This window comes from Kitasatospora sp. NPDC088779, from assembly GCF_040685395.1.
Lineage (GTDB): Bacteria > Actinomycetota > Actinomycetes > Streptomycetales > Streptomycetaceae > Kitasatospora.
The window spans coordinates 15,158-32,049 of sequence record NZ_JBFBHW010000016.1; the positions used below are offsets into that span (position 1 = coordinate 15,158).

Genomic DNA, 16,892 nt, shown 5'->3' on the forward strand with positions numbered 1-16,892 from the left:
AGGGGGCGCGAACCTCAGCCGGAGCGGCGCAGCAGGGAGATCCGCGAGCGGGTGAGCAGCGCGGCCAGGCCCGCCGCGAGCACCGGCAGCGCCACCACGGTGACCGCGATGGTGAGCCACGGGAGGACCACGACCGAGTTGTTGGCGATCGTCTCGGCGCTCATCCCGGGGACGGAGGTCGCCACGCCCTGGACCTTGCGCAGGGCCACCGCCGGCACGATCCCGCAGACGGTGCCGAGGAGGGTGCCCATGGCGGCGATCACCCCGCACTGGAAGCCGGAGAGCGTGCGCCGGATCCGGGGCTCGGCGCCGACCGCCGCGAGGGTGGTCAGGTCGCGCTGGGAGTCGGCGGCGGCGAGTCCGGTGGCGATGCCGGCCGCGCCGAGGGCGACGATGCCGGCGAAGATCGACAGGCCGAGGCCGATCAGGTCGGACCTGGACTGGTAGCCGCGCTCGATCGAGAGGACGTCCTGGTCGGTGAGCTTGGCCAGCGCCCCGTTGGCCTTCTGCTGGGCGCCGTCGGAGGGCGAGCTGTCGGGCAGCCAGACCGAGCCGGCCGGGGAGGTGGTGAGGCCGAGCCGGGTGGCGGTGTCGGGGCTGATCACGGCCTGGCCGCTGGCCGGCACCACCGCGGACGCGAGGACGGCGTCGACGGAGATCTCGGTGTGGCCGCGCTTCCGGGGGGACGGCCCGTCGGTCTCCTCCATCGGATCGTTCAACCCGACCGCGACCTTGCCGTCCTTGAGGTACTTCGCGTCGAAGACCACGGCCTTGCCGGCGGCGAGGGCCTGCCCGGCGGCCGGGTCGGTGACGCCGTAGAGGTTGCGCAGCAGGGTGGCGTCGCCCGCGGAGAGGTTGCTGAAGTGGTTGCCGCGGTGGCCGATGCCCTGGCAGCGCGGGTCGGTGCCGAGGATGCGTTCCGTCTCGTCGGTGCTGCGCTCGGTGTCGTCGAGGGCGGGGCAGCGCAGTTCCTTGGGCAGTTCGACCTGGATGTAGCCGCAGCCGCTGCCGCCGTCGGCGCAGTCGCCCTTGTAGTCGACGCGCTGGATGTCGGCGCGCGATCCGAGGGCGGGGATGTTGCGTTCCACCGCGTCGCGCATCTGCGGCAGCAGCTTGCCCTCGGAGGCGGGCAGCCATCCGCTGCCGAGCATGACGGCGCCGGAGGGGGCGGCGGCGGTGTACTCGCGGCGGTTCCCCTCGTCGTAGCTGGCGAGGTAGACGCTGACCGCGACGGTGCCGGCGACGGCGGCCATCACGGCGGCGACGGCGGGCGCGGTGCGGCCGCGGTGGCGCACCGAGTCGCGCAGGGCGAGCCGGGGGCCGAGCGAGAGCCAGCGGCCGAGCCGGCCGAACAGGCCGACCAGGTAGGGCGTCAGGGCGACCATGCCGAGTTCGGCGACGGCCGAGCCACCGAGGACGGACAGGCTGCGGTTGGCGAAGCCGCTGGTGGCGCCGAGCAGGGCGAGCGCGGAGCCGCCGCCGAGCATCAGCAGGCCGAGCAGGGCGAGCTTGCGGCTCGGGGGCTTGAGCGAGTCGCGGCCGGTGAGCGCGGCGACGACGTCCTGGCGGGAGGCCTGGACGGCGGGCACGACGGCGGCGAGCAGGCCGGTGACCAGGCCGACCAGGAGCACGCCGAGCAGGTCGAGCGGCTGGAGGTTGAAGTGGCCGAAGCGCTGGCCGGCGTACTCCTCGGCCCGGGTGCGCAGCAGGGCGACCAGGCCGATGCCGAGTCCGAGGCCGACGACGGCGCCGGTGATGCCGAGGACGATGCCGCCGCCGAGGACGACGGCGCGGATGTTGGCGCGCTCACCGCCGCCGGCGGCGAGCAGTCCGAGCTGCCGCCGGGAGCGCCTGGCCCCGACGGCGAAGGCGGGGCCCGCGAGGAGGACGATCTCCAGCAGGGCCATGCCGACGACGGTGGCGAGGATGACGACGGAGGTGCGGTCGAGGTACCCCGGGGTGGGGCCGCCGTGCTTGTCGGCCTCGACGTAGTAGGGGACGTCGGCGCGGGCCGGCGGGTCGAGCAGGACGGCGCGGGAGGCGAGGGTGAAGCCGTAGCCGCCCAGTTCGGTGACCTTGGGCCAGTCCAGGCTGCCGGCGGGGAGCTTGACGAGCCAGCGGGTGGGCGCGTCGGTGCCGGCGTTGCGGCTGCGGTCGGCGCCGGGGAGCTTGGCGATCTTGCCGATCAGGGTGCCGGGCCGGGCGATGATCTCGGTGGCCGTCAGTTCACCGGGGTACTCGACGACGCCGGTGATGGTGAAGGGGGTGTCCTCCAGGCCGCGGACGGCGGTCTGGTCGCCGATCTTGAGGCCGGAGCGGGTGAGGAAGTCCCGGGTGACGGCGGCTTCGCCGTCGGTGGCGGGGGCGCGGCCCTTGACCAGGTCGACCCGGCCCTTCCAGACCGGGTCGGTGAGGTCCAGCTCGGTGGTCCGGGTGCTGAGCAGGCCCTGGGAGCTGCCGGCGGCGGTGTAGGGGCCCTGCCGCTCGGGCACGAGGACGGTGCCGGGCGGGAGCAGCTGCTTCGCCAGTTCGACGGGTTCGGTGTCGAGGCTGCGCCGCTGGGCGGGGGTGTACTGGGGGGCGGCGCCGTTCTTCGCCTCGTCCTTGGCGCTCCTGGTGGACATTCCCTTGTCGGGGTCGGGCGCCTGGAGGACGATGGCGCCGCGTTCGAGCATCTGCAGTTCGCCGTCGGCCTGGCCCATGACGCGCACGACGTGTTCGGCGGGTTCGAGGTCGGCGCTGCGGAAGACCACGTCGGCACCGGTGACGCCGAGGACGGGCAGTGCGACCATGGCGACCACCAGGGCGCTGCGGCCCTTGGCGCGCAGGGCGTCGCGGCGGGCGATGCGCAGGGCGACCCGCCAGGCGCTGAGCTTCACTCGTCCACCTTCATGCTGTTGGTGGCGGCGCTGACGAGCAGGCTGGCGGCGTCCTGGCTGACGCTCTCGTCGACCATGCGGCCGTCGCGCAGGAAGACCACGCGGTCGGCCCAGGCGGCGTGCCGGGCCTCGTGGGTGACCATCATGGCGGCGGCGCCGGCGTCGCAGCGGGCGCGCAGGACGGCGAGGACGGCCTCGCCGGTGGTGGAGTCGAGGGCGCCGGTGGGCTCGTCGGCGAGGACGAGGCGGCGGTCGCCGATGAGGGCGCGGGCGATGGCGACGCGCTGCTGCTGGCCGCCGGACATGTCGTCGGGGAAGCGGTCGGCGAGCTCGGGGATGCCGAGCTCCTCCAGGGCGGCGAGCGCCTCGCGGCGGGCGGCGCGGGCGGAGAGGCCGTCGAGTTCGCGCGGCAGCGAGATGTTCTCGCCGGCGGTGAGGGCCGGTATCAGGTTGTAGTCCTGGAAGACGTAGCCGATGGAGCGGCGGCGGACCTGGGCGAGCCGCTTGCGGTTGAGCCCGCCGAGGGCGACGCCCTCGACGAGGACCTGGCCGGTGGTCGGGGTGTCCAGTCCGCCGGCGAGGGTGAGGAGCGTCGACTTGCCGGAGCCGGACGGGCCCATGACGGCGACGAACTCGCCGGGGTGGACCTTGAGGTCGATGCCGCGCAAGGCTTGGACCTCCGCGGCGCCTTGGCCGTGGACTCGGGTGACGTTCTCCAGGTGCAGTACCGGCGTCTGCCGGGCCGGGTCGGTGTGGGACATGGTTCCCCCCTTGTGCTGGTGGTGGGCTCGGCGTCGGGTCCGGGCCGGTGGTTCGGGCGGGCCGTCGCGGTCAGGTGCGCGAGCGGCGGCCGTCGCGGGGGCAGGTGCGCGAGCGACGGCGGGCGGGGTCAGGTGCGCGAGCGGCGGCGGGCGGGCCGGGCGGCCGTGGCGCCGCCGTCGCGGGCGGCTTCGGCGGCGCGGGCCTGTTCGGTCTCCGCGTGCTGGTGGAGCCGGGTCTCGCAGTGGTCGAGCCAGCGGATCTCGGCCTCGGTCTGGAAGATCAGCTGGTCGAGGACGAGCAGCCAGGCCAGGTCGTTGCTCGCGGAGGGCGCGATGCCGGGCCGTGACTCCCCCGCCAGCGCGCGGCCCTTGAGCCGGGTGTAGTCCTGGAGCGCCTTGATGCTGTGGCGGCGCTGGCCCTGGACGACGGCGGAGACGTCCACCCCGGGGACGGTGACGGCCATGGCGAGCTTGATGGCCAGTTCGTCGCGCGGGGGGTTGGTCCGGGGCACCGGGGTGTCGAACCAGGCCCGCAGCTCGGTGCGTCCCTCTTCGGTGACGGCGTAGAACTGGTGGCCCTCGTCGTCCTCTCCGGCGGGCTCGACCAGGCCGTCCCGCTCCAGTCGGGACAGCGTCGTGTAGACCTGCCCGACGTTGAGCGGCCAGGTGGCGCCGGTGCGCGCCTCGAACTCGGTGCGCAGTTGGTAGCCGTAGCGCGGGCCCTGGTCGAGCAGGGCGAGCAGGCCGTGTCGGATGGACATACTCAGTATGTATACCCGGTATGCCCCACAGGCTCAAGCCGCGCCCCCTCCCCCGGCGAGCGGGTACCGTCGTGCGGTGTGAGCCAGTTGCGCATCGCCACCTTCAACCTGCTGCACGGTCAGCCGCTCGCCCCGGACGGCGCCCCGCGGCCCTACCCCGCCGACGCCGGCGGGCCGCTGGCGGAGGCGGTGGCCGCGCTGGACGCCGACGTACTGGCCCTCCAGGAGGTGGACCGCCACCAGTCCCGCTCGGGCGGCACCGACCAGGCCGCGGTGGCCGCCAAGGCCATGGGGGCCGCCGACTGGCGGTTCGCCGCCGCCCTGCACGGGCGCCCGGCGCCGGTCGCGGGCTGGGTGCCGGAGCCCTCCGTGCCCGGCGGCCTGCGGGTGTACGGGCCCGGCGACGTCGGCGACGGCGCCCCGCCCTCGTACGGCACCGCGCTGCTGACCCGGCTGCCGGTGCGGCACTGGCGGGCCCGCCGGTTCGCCCCGGCCCCGTTCGGACTGCCACTGCGGGTGGCCGGCCGGCGCGGGCTCACCCCGGTGCCGGACGAGCCGCGGGCGGCGCTGGCGGCCGTGCTGGAGGGCGACCACGGCCCGTTCACCGTGGTGGCGGCGCACCTGTCCTTCGTCCCCGGATGGAACATGGCGCAGCTGGCCGGCATCCGGCGGTGGATCGCGGACCTGCCGCAGCCGTACCTGGTGCTGGGCGACTTCAACCTGGTCGGCGCGGTGCCGCGCACCGTCCTCGGCGGGGCGACCGCGCTGGAGCGCACCGCGCCCCGGGCGCGGGTCCGGGAGCTGCGGGCGGCCCGGCGGGCCCGGCCGGCCCTGGCCGAGCCGCGCCGGCGCCGGGTGCGCGAGCCCCGCCCCCGCCTGCAGGGCTGGTACGACCTGGCCCGCACCCCGACGTACCCCTCGCACCGCCCGGCGGTGCAGTTCGACCACGTGCTGGCGGTCGGCGTGCCGCGCGCCGCGGTCGGCCCGGCGGCGGCGCCGCGCGCGGCGGTGTCGGACCACCGGCCGCTGCTGGTGGAGGTCTCGCTCTAGTACGGGCCCAGCACGGGACTAGTGCCGGGTCAGGACGCCGTGCTGGTGCGGTAGTTGGGTGCCGGCGGCGGGGGCCGGCGCGTACTGGAGGAGCAGCATGGCCGCGTCGTCGCCGAGTTGGCGGCCGACGTGGCGCACCACGTCCTCGTGCAGGCGCTGCAGGACGTCCGCCGGGCGGCCGTCGGCGCAGCGCGGGAGGCGCTCGGCGAGCGGGTAGAAGGCGCCGGAGCGGTCGCGGGCCTCGATCACCCCGTCGGTGAACAGCAGGACCCGGTCGCCGGGCCGCAGTGCCACCCGGTGCACCGGCGGCCGGACGTCGGCCGGGTCCAGGACGCCCAGCGGCGGGACGGTCTCGGCGAGTTCGAGCGGCCGGACATCCCCGCCGCGCAGCAGCAGCGGCGAGGGGTGGCCGCAGTTGACCAGCTCCGCGGTGCCGTCCGCCCCGACACCGATCAGCACCAGGGTGACGAACTCCTCCTCCACGCCCGGGTGGTCGTTCTCGTGCAGGGCCCGGTCGAGGCTGACGGCCAGCCAGCCGGCGACCCGGTCCAGTGCGGGCTCCTGGTGCGCGGCCTCGCGGAAGGCGCCGAGGACAGCGGCGGCGGTCTCGACCGCACCGAGGCCCTTGCCGCGGACGTCGCCGACCACGGCCCGCACCCCGTGCCGGGTGTTGACCACCTCGTACAGGTCGCCGCCGATCCTGGCGTGCGCGGCGGCGGCCTCGTAGTGGACGGCCGCCTGGACGGTGCCGACCCGCTCGGGGACGGGCCTCAGCAGCACCCGGCGGGCGATCGAGGCGACGAGCTGGGCGTCGGCCAGCGCCCGCTCCTGGCGCAGCCGCAGGGTGGCGCTGACCCAGCCGATCAGCGCGACCAGCAGGATCGCGAAGACGCTGGCGGCGTGCACGGACTGGTCGAGCGCGTCGCTGCGGAAGGCCATCAGGAAGGCCACCGCCTCGGTGAAGAGGCCGATGGCGAGCGGGTACCAGGTTCGGTGGCTGACCACGGCGGCCAGCGCGGGGACGGCGGTGAGGGCCGGTTCGACCGTCACCTCGGTGTTGCTGACGAAGTCGAGGGCGACGATCAGCGCCATGCCGATGAAGGGCAGCGCGAGCGCCGTCCTCGGCCAGGTGCCGGTCGTGCCCGGAGCGGGTCCCGGGGTCGGCCCGGTGAACCGCTCTCTGATCCATCCGGTCGCGCTCAACGTCGGTTACTCCAGCAGAAGACGCCGATGCCCTGGGGCACCTGCGGTGATGACTGAGGGTTAGGGAATGCGGGCCTCGCTGGCGGCCGGAGCACGGGGGTTGACCGGTTACCGACCCCACAATAGGCACGAAACGTGCATGACGCACAGGTTTCGGGCGCTGCCGTGATGACTTGAATGCTCTGCGTGACTCATTCTTCACTGTTCCCGATCAGGAGCCGTTCCAACTCTTTTCGGTCGGGAAGTCCTGCCGGACGGACGATCCGCCCGCTGCGGACGTACAGGAAGGAAGCCGTGACCTGCTCCGGCGGAACGCCCGCCTGCTCGGCCCAGGCGATCCGGTAGACCGCGAGCTGCAACGGGTCGGCAGTCTCCTCGCGGTGGGTCTTCCAGTCCACCACTTCGTAGCGTGACGCGCCACCGGTTACTGACGTCACGTCACCGTCCCGGTAGACCGCGTCGATCCGGCCGCGCACCACCCGCCCCCCGAGCACCAGCTGGAACGGCGCCTCCACCCGGTGCGGCCGGCGCTGGGCGTACGGGGTGCGCAGGAACGCCTCCTTGAGCTGCTCCAGGTCCTGCTCGTCCTCGATGCCGTCGTCGTCCGCGCCGGGCAGCGCGCCCGGCTCGATCAGCAGCAGCGGTTCGATCCGGGACTGCACCCAGGCGTGGAAGCGGGTGCCCCGCCGGGCGGCCGGCTGCGGCGGGCGCGGCATCGGCCTGGCCAGGTCGCGCGCGAAGCCGTCCGGGTCGGCGGCCAGGCGCAGCAGTTGGGTGGCGGACAGCGCGGCGGGCAGCGGCACGTCGCGGGCGGTGCGCCGGGAGCGCTCCAACTCGCCCAGCAGCGCGGTGAGGTCGCGGTCCCAGGAGGCCGCCTGGCGCTGGTCCTCGGCGGCCATCGGCTCGGGCTCGGGGGCGGGCGCGCCGGCCAGCCGGGCGTGCACCACCTCGGCGACCCGGCGGCGGGCCAGCTGGGCGGCCGGGTCCAGCGGCAGCGGCCAGGGGTGCTCGACGGGGGCGGCCAGCGCCGGGTTCTCGGCGCCCTTCTCCGGCTGCTCGGCCCAGTGCTCGACCTCCCCGGCGCCGGGCCGCTCGCAGTGCTCGCGCAGCTGCTCCAGGAAGGCGGACGGGCCGCGGACGGTCTTCTGGCTGGGCCCCCACCAGTGCCCGGAGGCCAGCAGCAGCGTGCGCGGGCGGGTGAACGCGACATAGCCCAGGCGCAGTTCCTCGGTGCCGGAGTGCTCGGCCAGCTGCCGTTTGAACGCGGTCATGGCCTTGCCGTCCCACCCGCCGCGCACGTCGGGCAGGGTGTCCGCGTCGCCGCGCAGGGCGTGCGGGAGCACCCGCTTGCTGCTGGTCCAGCGCTCGCGCGAGGTGGTGGACGGGAACGAGCCCTTGACCAGGCCGGGGACGGCGACGACGTCCCACTCCAGGCCCTTGGACTTGTGTGCGGTGAGCACCTTCACGGTGTCCTCGCCGCCGGGCAGGCTGCTGTCCAGGCCGCGCTCGTACTCCTGGGCGGCGCGCAGGAAACCGAGGAAGGCGGCCAGGCCGGGGTCGCCGTCGAGGTCGGCGAAGGAGGCGGCGACGTCCAGGAAGGCGTGCAGGGTCTCGCGCCGCCGGGCGGCCAGCGCCTGCGGGGAGGCGGCGAGTTCGACCTCCAGACCGGTGACGGCCAGCACCCGGTGCAGCACGTCCATCAGCGGGTCGGCGAGCGAGCGGCGCAGGTCGCGCAGCTCCTGGCCGAGGCGGGCCAGGCGGACCCTGGCCTCGGCGGAGAAGGGCAGTTCGTCGGGCTGCTCCGCGTCGAGGAAGGTCTCCACCGCGTCGGCGAGCGAGACCACCTCGGTGGGGTCGGCCTCGGCGACGGCCGCCGTCAGCGCCTCCACGCCCTCGGGCCGGTCGGTGCGCACCAGGTCGGCGGCCCGGCGACCGAGCAGGGCGAGGTCGCGCGGGCCGATCCGCCAGCGCGGGCCGATCAGCAGGCGCACCAGCGCGGCGTTGGCGGTCGGGTCCTGGAGCACCTCGCAGACCGCCACCAGGTCCGCCACCTCGGGCAGTTGCAGCAGCCCGCCCAGGCCCACCACCTCGACCGGCACCTCGCGGGCGACCAGGGCCGCGTGGATGTCCGGGAAGGCCGCGCCGCCGCGGCACAGCACGGCGATCCGGCCGGGCGCGGTGCCGGTGCGCACCAGGTGGGCGATCGAGTCGGCGAGCCAGTCGACCTCCTCGGCGTGGGTGGGCAGCAGCGCCGCCCGCGCGTAGCCGTCCTGCTCGGCGCCGGGGGCCGGGCGCAGCGCCTCGACGCCCTCGTGCATGGCCCGCAGCGGCGCGGCGAGTTCGTTGGCGAAGGCGAGCAGCCGCCCGCCGCTGCGGCGGTTCTCGCTGAGCGCGTAGCGGGCGGCGGGGCGGCCGTCGGCCTTCGGGAAGTGCCGGGGGAACTCGTCGAGGTTGGCGACGGAGGCGCCGCGCCAGCCGTAGATCGCCTGGCAGGGGTCGCCGACGGCGGTGACGGGGTGGCCGCTGACGGGGTGGGCACCGCCCGGTCCCCCTGGGCCGGCGCCGAACAGGCCGGCCAGCATCAGCCGCTGGGCGACCGAGGTGTCCTGGTACTCGTCGAGCAGCACGACCCGGAACTGGCCGCGGAGCAGCGCGCCGACCTCGGGCCGCTGCTGGGCGAGCCGGGCGGCGGCGGCTATCTGGTCGCCGAAGTCCATCAGCCCGGCGGCGTGCTTGCGGCGCCGGTAGTCCTCGACCAGGCGCAGCAGCTCCAGCCGGGCCCGGGCGGTGGCGGGGACGGCCCGCAGGTCGTCGTTGGTGAGCTTGACGGTGGCGAGGGTGTCCAGCAGGTCCTCGTCGTGGGCGCGCAGGGTGTCCGGCTCGACCAGGTGCTCGGCGAGTTCGCCGTCCAGGGCGATCAGGTCGGCGACCAGGTTGGCGAAGGTGCCGGTGAGCGCGGGGAACGGGCCGCGGGCGGTGCGCAGCACCTTGGCGGCGAGCTGGAAGCGGGTGGCGTCGGCGAGCAGCCGCACGTCGGGTTCGATGCCGATCCGCAGGCCGTGCTCCTTGAGCAGTCGGCCGGCGAAGGCGTGGTAGGTGGAGATCTCCGGTTCGCCGAGCGGCTCCGCGCCGTCCTCCCCGGTGACACCGGCCCGCAGCAGGGCGGTGCGCACGCGTTCGGCGAGTTCGCCGGCGGCCTTGTTGGTGAAGGTGAGGCCGAGCACCTCCTCGGGCCGGACGGCGCCGGAGCCGACCAGCCAGACCACCCGGGCGGCCATCACCGTGGTCTTGCCGGACCCGGCGCCGGCCACGATCACGGCCGGTTCCAGGGGGGCGCCGATGGCCGCCATCTGCTCCCGGTTGAACGGGATGCCCAGCAGCTCCTTGAGCTGGTCGGGATGGCTGAGCACGGCGGTCACCCCGCAACGTTAACCGGAGCGGCGGACAACCTTCACTCGACGAGTTGCGCCCCGTCCCGCTGGGCGGAGCAGCTGCGGCGGAAGGTGCAGCGGTCGCAGCCGGAGCCGGTCTGCGGGACGAAGCGCTCGGCGAGGACTCGGCCGGCCGCGTCGGCGAGCAGGTTCTCGATCCACGGCTCGCCCTCCGGCGGGTCCTGCCGCTGCACCTTGGGGGCGTCCTGGGCGGCCTTGGCGGCGGGCTCGCGCAGGTGGACGAGTTCGGCGCCGCCGGTGGCCGGGGGGCGGTCGGCGAAGCCGGGCAGCTCGTTGAGGGCCCCTGCGCGGACGGCGAGCTGGTAGACGGCGAGCTGCTTGTGCTCGGGCAGCGACCTGTCGGTGGGGATCTGCTTGCCGGTCTTGAAGTCGACGACGTAGGCGCGCCCGGCCGCGTCCTTCTCGACCCGGTCCATCGAGCCGCGGATGCGCACCGAGACGCCGCCGGCGTCGAGGGTGACGTCGAAGCCGTGCTCGGTGGCGACGAGGTCGCGGCCGCGTTCCAGCACGTGCCAGTTGAGGAAGCGCTCCAGGGCGGCACGGGCCTGGGTCTTCTCCTGCTGGGACTTCCAGGGCGCGTCGAAGGCCAGCGCGTCCCAGACGGTGTCCAGGCGTTCCATCAGGACGGCGAGGTCGGCGGGGGTGCGCCCGGAGCCGACCTCGTCGGCGAGCGCGTGCACGACGTTGCCGAAGCCCTGGGCGGCGGAGCCGGCTGCGCGGGCCTTGACCTCCTTGTCCAGGAACCACTGCAGCGAGCAGTTCTCCAGTTGCTCCAGGCCGCTGCCGGACAGCCGCACCGGCAGGTCGGCGCTGCGCAGCGGGTCGGGGGCGGCGGTGGCGTCGGCCAGGCCCCACCAGCGGTCGGGGCGGGCGGCGGGCACCAGTGGCAGGCCCTCGTCGTCGGTGGCGGCGGCGAGCAGGGCGAGCCGTTCGGCGGCAGCCCGGCGCAGTTCGGGCGAGCGGGCCGGGTCGACGGTGACGGCCCGCAGTTCGGCGACCAGTGCGGCGACGGACAGCGGGCGGCGCGGACGGTGGGTGACGTCCTCGACGACGACCGGCGGGGTGCGGCGCACGACCCTTCCGGTGCGCGGGTCGACGTCCTCGCGGTAGAGCTCGCGCAGGAAGCGGGAGGGCTCGTCGCCGTCGTCGGCGGGGGCCTTGACGGCGGTGACGATCAGCCGCTCCCGGGCGCGGGTCGCGGCGACGTAGAAGAGCCGGCGCTCCTCGCCGAGCAGGGCGCCCGGGGAGAGCGGTTCGGCGAGGCCGTCGCGGCCGATCCGGTCGGCCTCCAGCAGGGAGCCGCGGCGGCGCAGGTCGGGCCAGAGGCCGTCCTGGACGCCGGCGACGACGACCAGGCGCCACTCCAGGCCCTTGGAGCGGTGGGCGGTCATCAGCCGGACGGCCTCGGGGCGCACGGCCCGGACGGTGAGGGTGTCGGCGGCGATGTCCTGGGCGTCGAGCTCGGCGAGCAGGTCGAGGGCGCCGCGGTGGCCGGTGACCTGTTCCTCGGCGCGGGCGGCGGTCTCGAACAGGGCGCACAGCGCGTCGAGGTCGCGGTCGGCGTTGCGGCCGGCGGCGCCGCCGCGCAGGGCGGCCCGTTCCAGACGTTCGCGCCAGCGGCGGCTGCCGTCCCACAGCTCCCAGAGCGCCTCCTCGGCGGTGCAGCCGCCGGCGAGGCGTTCGCGGACCTTGCGCAGCAGGGTGCCGAGGTCGCGGGCCCGGCGGGCGTGGGCGGGGTCGAGGGCGATCAGCCGCTCGGGTTCGGCGAGGGCCTCGCGCAGCAGGTCGCCGGCCGGGCGCGGGGCGGCCGGGTCCCCGTCGGCGCGCAGGGCGGCGCGTTCCTCCTCCCGCAGGGCGCGGCCGAGGCGGCGCAGGTCGGAGCCGTCGAGGCCGCCGAGCGGGCCGGTGAGCAGGGCGTGGGCCAGGTCGGTGGTGAGCGGGTCGGGTGTGTCGGGGTCGCCGTGCCGGTCGCGGGCGGCCTGCTCGGCGCAGACCCGCAGGGCGAGCAGCAGGTGGGCGACGGCCGGCTCCTCGCGCAGCGGCAGGTCGTCGCCGTCGATCTCCAGCGGGACGCCGGCCGCGCTGAGCGCCCGCCGTACGCCGGGGATGGAGCGGGCGCCGGCCCGGACCAGGACGGCCATCTCGCCCCAGGGCACGCCGTCCTCCAGGTGGGCGCGGCGCAGCAGGTCGGCGATCGAGTCGAGTTCGGCGCCGGGGGTGGGGTAGGTGTAGACCTCGGCCCGGCCGCCCTCGCGGGAGGGCAGCAGCGCGCGGTGCTGGGCGAGCTTGTCGGCGGGCAGCCGGCCCATCGGCATCCGCCGGGCGAGTTCCCGGGAGGCGGCGAGCAGGACGGCGCCGGAGCGGCGGGAGACGCGCAGCACCTTGACGTCGGCGGGTTCGCCGTCGGCCCGGCGGAAGGTCTGCGGGAAGTCGAGGATGCCGTTGATGTCGGCGCCGCGGAAGGCGTAGATCGACTGGTCGGGGTCGCCGACCGCGACGAGTTCGCGACCGCCGCCGGCCAGCTGGCGCAGCAGCCGGACCTGGGAGGGGTCGGTGTCCTGGTACTCGTCGACGAACACCACCTCGTAGCGCCGCCGCAGTTGCTCGGCGACCTCGGGGCGTTCGGCGAGCAGGACGGCCCGGTGGACGAGTTCGGCGTAGTCGAGGACGCCGCGCAGGTCGAGCACGTCGAGGTAGTCGGCGAGGAAGTGCGCGGCGGCGGCCCAGTCGGGGCGCTGGACGCCCTGGGCGAAGCGCTCCAGTTCGGCTTCGCCGAGGCCCAGCTCGCGGCTGCGGGCGAGGACGGCACGGACCTCGTCGGCGAAGCCGCGGGTGGTCAGGCAGGCCCGCAGGTCGAGCGGCCAGTGGATCCGGGAGCTGCCGAGTTTCGCGTCCTCGGCCCCGCCGGCCAGCAGTTCGCGGACCATGACGTCCTGCTCGGGGCCGGAGAGCAGCCGCAGCGGTTCGGCGTAGTCCTGCGGGTCCTGGTGGGCACGCAGCAGGGCGTAGCTGAAGGAGTGGAAGGTGGTGGCCTGGGGGGCGGCCGAGGAGGAGCCGAGCCGGGCGGACATCCGGTCGCGCAGTTCCGTCGCGGCCTTGCGGCTGAAGGTGAGGACGAGGATGCGCTCGGGGTCGGTGCCGTCCTCGATCCGCCGGGCGACGGCCTCGACCAGGGTGGTGGTCTTGCCCGTCCCAGGGCCGGCGAGCACCAGCAGCGGCCCGCCGCCGTGCTCGACCACGGCGCGCTGGTACTCGTCCAGCACGGGTGGGGCGGGCTGGACGAGCGGGCTGCGCACGAGCCGGTACGGGGAACTCACGGAGGCGGATCCTGGGGTTGTGCTGGAGGCGTGGCCGGGCGGGCCCGCCGGGGCCCGCCCGTATCGAGCCTACGATCCTGCCCCGTCATTCCCGTCGGCGCGGCGGTTTCGCGGCATCCCCGGTCCGCGGCGACCCGGTCCGCGGCGGCCTCGTCGCGCGTTCCGCGGCGGCCTCATCGCGCGGTGCCCGGCTCCCGTCCGTCCCAGCGGGCCCGGCGCAGGTCGACCCGGGGCGGGTCGGCGAGTTCGCGCAGCGGGGTGCCTTCCTCGCCGTAGTGGGCGAGGGCGCGGTGCTCGTGCCCGGGCAGGAAGCGGCCGTCGGCGCGGATGACCCGCCACCAGGGGACCGAGCCGCCGTACAGGGCCATCACCCGGCCGACCTGCCGGGGGCCGCCCTGGCCGAGGTACTCGGCAACGTCCCCGTAGGTCATCACCCTGCCGGGTGGAATCCGCTCGGTCAGGTCGAGCACCAGTTCGGCGAAGGGCGGCAGGGTGTCCGGGAGGCCGTCGTCTGTTACGTCCGTCACCTGCGGCATTCTTCCTCACGGGGGCGCACCCGCGGCCCCGTACGAACGATCCGCCGCGCCCGATCCGGCCCCTGTCCAGCACGGGGCGCCGAGGCATGCCACCATCTTCGGGGCGGTGAGTGGTGATACGAGGACAAGACCAGATGACCGGGACGGCTGACGTGGGTGTGGACGAGGACTCCGACGAGTCCGCCGCCGCCGTGCCCTCGGCTCCCGGTGGTGGGCCCGCGACCGGGCCGACGCCGGAAGTCTCCCTGATCAAGGACCTGACGATCAAGACCCCCGCGCCCGCCGAGGCCTCCGAAGAACCCGCCGAAGCCGCCGAACCCGCCGAGGCCCCCGGGGAACCGGCCGTCCCCGGACCGGCGGCTGCCGAACCGCCGGCCCGGCGCCCGCTGCCCGACTACCACGACCCGCTGGACGGCACCCCGCACCTGGACGTCGACGAGCCACTGCTCGCCGCCCGGGCGCACCGCCCGTCCGACCTGATCCGCTTCCTGGCCGGCGTCTTCGGCATAGTCGCCGTCTTCGTGCTGGCGGGCATCGCCACCTCGACCACCACCGGCATCGAACAGGACATCGCCACCAACGCGCCGCACTTCTCCGCGGTGCTCTCCACGATCACCGGCCTGCTCTCCAGCGTCGCGGTGCTCGCCGTGCCGCTGGCCTTCGCGGTCGAGCGGCTGATCAAACGCGACGGCCTGCGGGTCGCCGACGGCGTGCTCGCCTCGGTGCTCGCCTACGGCGTCTCGCTGGGCATCGACTGGTGGGTGGCCGAAGGCGCCTCCGACCACATCCGGGACGCGCTGACCAGGCTGCCGATGGACAGCAACGGCACCCTCACCGACCCGGTGCACGGCTACCTCGCCCCGGTGATCGCCTACATGACCGCGGTCGGCATGTCGAGCCGCCCCCGGTGGCGGGTCGCCCTGTGGGTGGTGGTGGTCTTCAGCGGGATCACCGAACTGCTCGGCGGCTACACCACCCCGCTGTCGCTGCTGCTCACCGTCCTGATCGGCTGGTCCGTCGCGTACGGCACGCTGTACGCGATCGGCTCCCCGAACATCCGGCCCACCGGCCAGCACCTGATGATCGGCCTGCGCAAGGTCGGCTTCACCCCGGAGAGCGCCCACCGCGCCCCGGACGCGCCCGGCGGCACCCGCCGCTACTACGTCACCCAGCAGAGCGGCCCGCCGCTGGACGTCCACATCATCGACCGCGAGCAGCAGGCCTCCGGCTTCTTCTACCGGGCCTGGCGGCGGCTGCGGCTGCGCTCGGTGGCGGTGCGCCGCAGCCCGCAGTCGCTGCGCCAGGCGCTGGAGCAGGAGGCCCTGATCGCCTACGCGGCGGCCGCGTCGGGCGCCCGCGCGCCGCAGCTGGTCGCCACCTCCGAGCTGGGTCCGGACGCCGCGATCCTGGTCTACGGCAAGGTCGAGGGCCGCATCCTGGACGAGCTCTCCGACGAGGAGGTCACCGACCAGGTGATGGCCTCGCTCTGGGAGTCGGTGGCGGCCCTGCACGAGCGCCGGATCGCCCACCGCCGGCTGACCGGCGAGTCGCTGCTGGTGGTGGACGAGAAGACGGCCTGCCTGGTCAACCTCTCCGGCGGCGACATCGCCGCCACCGACCTGACGCTGCGCATCGACGTCGCCCAGCTGGTCACCACCTTCGCGCTGCGGATCGGCCCGGAGCGGGCCGTCGCCACCGCCAACGCGGTGCTCGGCGCCGACCGGGTCGCCCAGGCGCTGCCGCTGCTCCAGCCGGTCGGGATGAGCCGCTCCACCAGGGTCGACCTCGCGCGGCTCACCAAGGAGCGCAAGACCGTCGCCCGGGCCAGGGCGCTGGAGCAGGTCGCGGCCGGCGAGCGCACCCAGCAGCAGGCCGAGGAGGACATCGCGGTGGCCGGCGAGGACCTGCTGAGCCGCATCCGCGGCCAGATCCTCCAGATCGCCCCCGAGGCGCCGATGGAGCCGGCCAAGCTGGAGCGGCTGAAGCCGAAGAGCCTGATCATGGTGATCGCGCTCACCTTCGCCGCCTACCTGGCGCTGACCACCATCAAGCCGGCCCAGCTCAAGCTCTCCCAGATGGACTGGGTCTGGGCGGCGGCGGCCCTGCTGGCGGCCGCGTTCAGCTACGTCGCCGCCGCGATGAGCCTGACCGGATTCGTCCCGGAGAAGCTGCCGTTCCGGCGCACCGTCGCGGCCCAGCTGGCCGGCTCCTTCGTCAAGCTGGTCGCGCCCGCCGCGATCGGCGGCATCGCGCTCAACACCCGCTACCTGCAGAAGGCCGGGATCCGCTCCGGCCAGGCGGTGGCCTCGGTCGGCGCCTCCCAGCTGGCCGGCCTGGCCGGGCACCTGCTGCTGCTGTTCAGCTTCGGCCTGATCACCGGCAGCCAGACCAACGGCGACCTGTCCGCCTCCCGCGCGGTGATCATCGGCGTGCTGACCGCCGCCGTGCTCGCCCTGGTGGTGGCGGCGGTCGCGCCGCTGCGCCGGTTCGTGCTGGGCCGGCTGCGTTCGCTGTTCTTCGGCGTGGTGCCGCGGATGCTCGACCTGATGCAGACGCCCAGCAAGCTGGTCACCGGCTTCGGCGGCATCCTGCTGCTGACCCTGTCCTTCACCGCCTGCCTGGACGCCTCGGTTCAGGCCTTCGGCGGCGACGTCAGCTTCTCGGCGGTCGCGGTGGTCTTCCTGACCGCCAACGCGGCCGGCTCGGCGATCCCCACCCCGGGAGGCATCGGCCCGGTCGAGGTCGCCCTGATCGGCGCCCTGACGGTCGCGGACGTGTCGCCGGCGGTCGCCACCCCGGCGGTCTTCCTCTACCGGGCGCTCACCTTCTGGCTGCCGGTGCTGCCGGGCTGGATCTCCTACAACGTGCTGCAGCGCCGCGGCGCGCTCTGACGTCCACCGGATACGCGGAAGGGCCCGCCGAGGCGGGCCCTT

General features: G+C 75.1%; 9 protein-coding genes. 2 read left to right on the forward strand and 7 right to left on the reverse strand.

Going from position 1 to position 16,892, the window contains the following annotated elements; genetic code table 11:
* Nucleotides 1-14: 14 nt before the first annotated feature.
* The 3 genes from AB0P03_RS17370 to AB0P03_RS17380 all read right to left on the reverse strand — a co-directional run bounded on the left by AB0P03_RS17370 (nt 15) and on the right by AB0P03_RS17380 (nt 4,401).
* Nucleotides 15-2,879 (reverse strand): ABC transporter permease, encoded by a 2,865-nt coding sequence (locus tag AB0P03_RS17370; protein ID WP_363629518.1) that lies wholly within the window; start codon nt 2,877-2,879, stop codon nt 15-17.
* Nucleotides 2,876-3,640, reverse strand: coding sequence for an ABC transporter ATP-binding protein (locus AB0P03_RS17375; protein ID WP_363586731.1), 765 nt, complete (start codon nt 3,638-3,640; stop codon nt 2,876-2,878). The genes AB0P03_RS17370 and AB0P03_RS17375 overlap by 4 nt, the downstream gene beginning before the upstream one ends.
* Before the next feature lie 128 nt (nt 3,641-3,768).
* Nucleotides 3,769-4,401 carry a PadR family transcriptional regulator gene (locus AB0P03_RS17380; protein WP_063347909.1) on the reverse strand — a complete coding sequence of 211 codons (633 nt, stop codon included), beginning with the start codon at nt 4,399-4,401 and terminating at the stop codon, nt 3,769-3,771.
* A 78-nt stretch (nt 4,402-4,479) separates the two neighbouring features.
* On the opposite strand from AB0P03_RS17380, the gene AB0P03_RS17385 reads away from it, so the two are divergent.
* On the forward strand, nt 4,480-5,451 hold the full coding sequence (locus AB0P03_RS17385; protein ID WP_363372609.1) for an endonuclease/exonuclease/phosphatase family protein: 972 nt from the start codon (nt 4,480-4,482) through the stop codon (nt 5,449-5,451).
* A gap of 18 nt (nt 5,452-5,469) precedes the next feature.
* On the opposite strand, the gene AB0P03_RS17390 is transcribed toward AB0P03_RS17385, so the two are convergent.
* From AB0P03_RS17390 to AB0P03_RS17405, 4 genes are all read right to left on the reverse strand, one after another.
* A complete protein-coding gene (locus AB0P03_RS17390) occupies nt 5,470-6,654 on the reverse strand; it encodes a PP2C family protein-serine/threonine phosphatase (RefSeq protein ID WP_363586732.1) in 1,185 nt (394 codons plus the stop codon).
* A gap of 191 nt (nt 6,655-6,845) precedes the next feature.
* On the reverse strand, nt 6,846-10,073 hold the full coding sequence (locus tag AB0P03_RS17395; protein ID WP_363629520.1) for an ATP-dependent DNA helicase: 3,228 nt from the start codon (nt 10,071-10,073) through the stop codon (nt 6,846-6,848).
* 32 nt (nt 10,074-10,105) lie between these two features.
* Nucleotides 10,106-13,423 carry an ATP-dependent DNA helicase gene (locus AB0P03_RS17400; protein WP_363629522.1) on the reverse strand — a complete coding sequence of 1,106 codons (3,318 nt, stop codon included), beginning with the start codon at nt 13,421-13,423 and terminating at the stop codon, nt 10,106-10,108.
* A gap of 173 nt (nt 13,424-13,596) precedes the next feature.
* A complete protein-coding gene (locus AB0P03_RS17405) occupies nt 13,597-13,950 on the reverse strand; it encodes an MGMT family protein (protein ID WP_363586735.1) in 354 nt (117 codons plus the stop codon).
* A gap of 143 nt (nt 13,951-14,093) precedes the next feature.
* Here AB0P03_RS17405 and AB0P03_RS17410 point away from each other — a divergent pair, with 143 nt between their 5' ends.
* Nucleotides 14,094-16,850, forward strand: a complete 2,757-nt coding sequence (locus AB0P03_RS17410; protein ID WP_363629524.1) for a lysylphosphatidylglycerol synthase transmembrane domain-containing protein — start codon at nt 14,094-14,096, stop codon at nt 16,848-16,850.
* The last annotated feature ends 42 nt before the right edge of the window (nt 16,851-16,892 follow it).

Bases quoted from the DNA above. Each gene is read 5' to 3' on its own strand.
- AB0P03_RS17410 (WP_363629524.1), top strand. From the start codon at position 14,094: ATGACCGGGACGGCTGACGTGGGTGTGGACGAGGACTCCGACGAGTCC.
- AB0P03_RS17380 (WP_063347909.1), bottom strand. From the start codon at position 4,401: ATGTCCATCCGACACGGCCTGCTCGCCCTGCTCGACCAGGGCCCGCGC.
- AB0P03_RS17375 (WP_363586731.1), bottom strand. From the start codon at position 3,640: ATGTCCCACACCGACCCGGCCCGGCAGACGCCGGTACTGCACCTGGAG.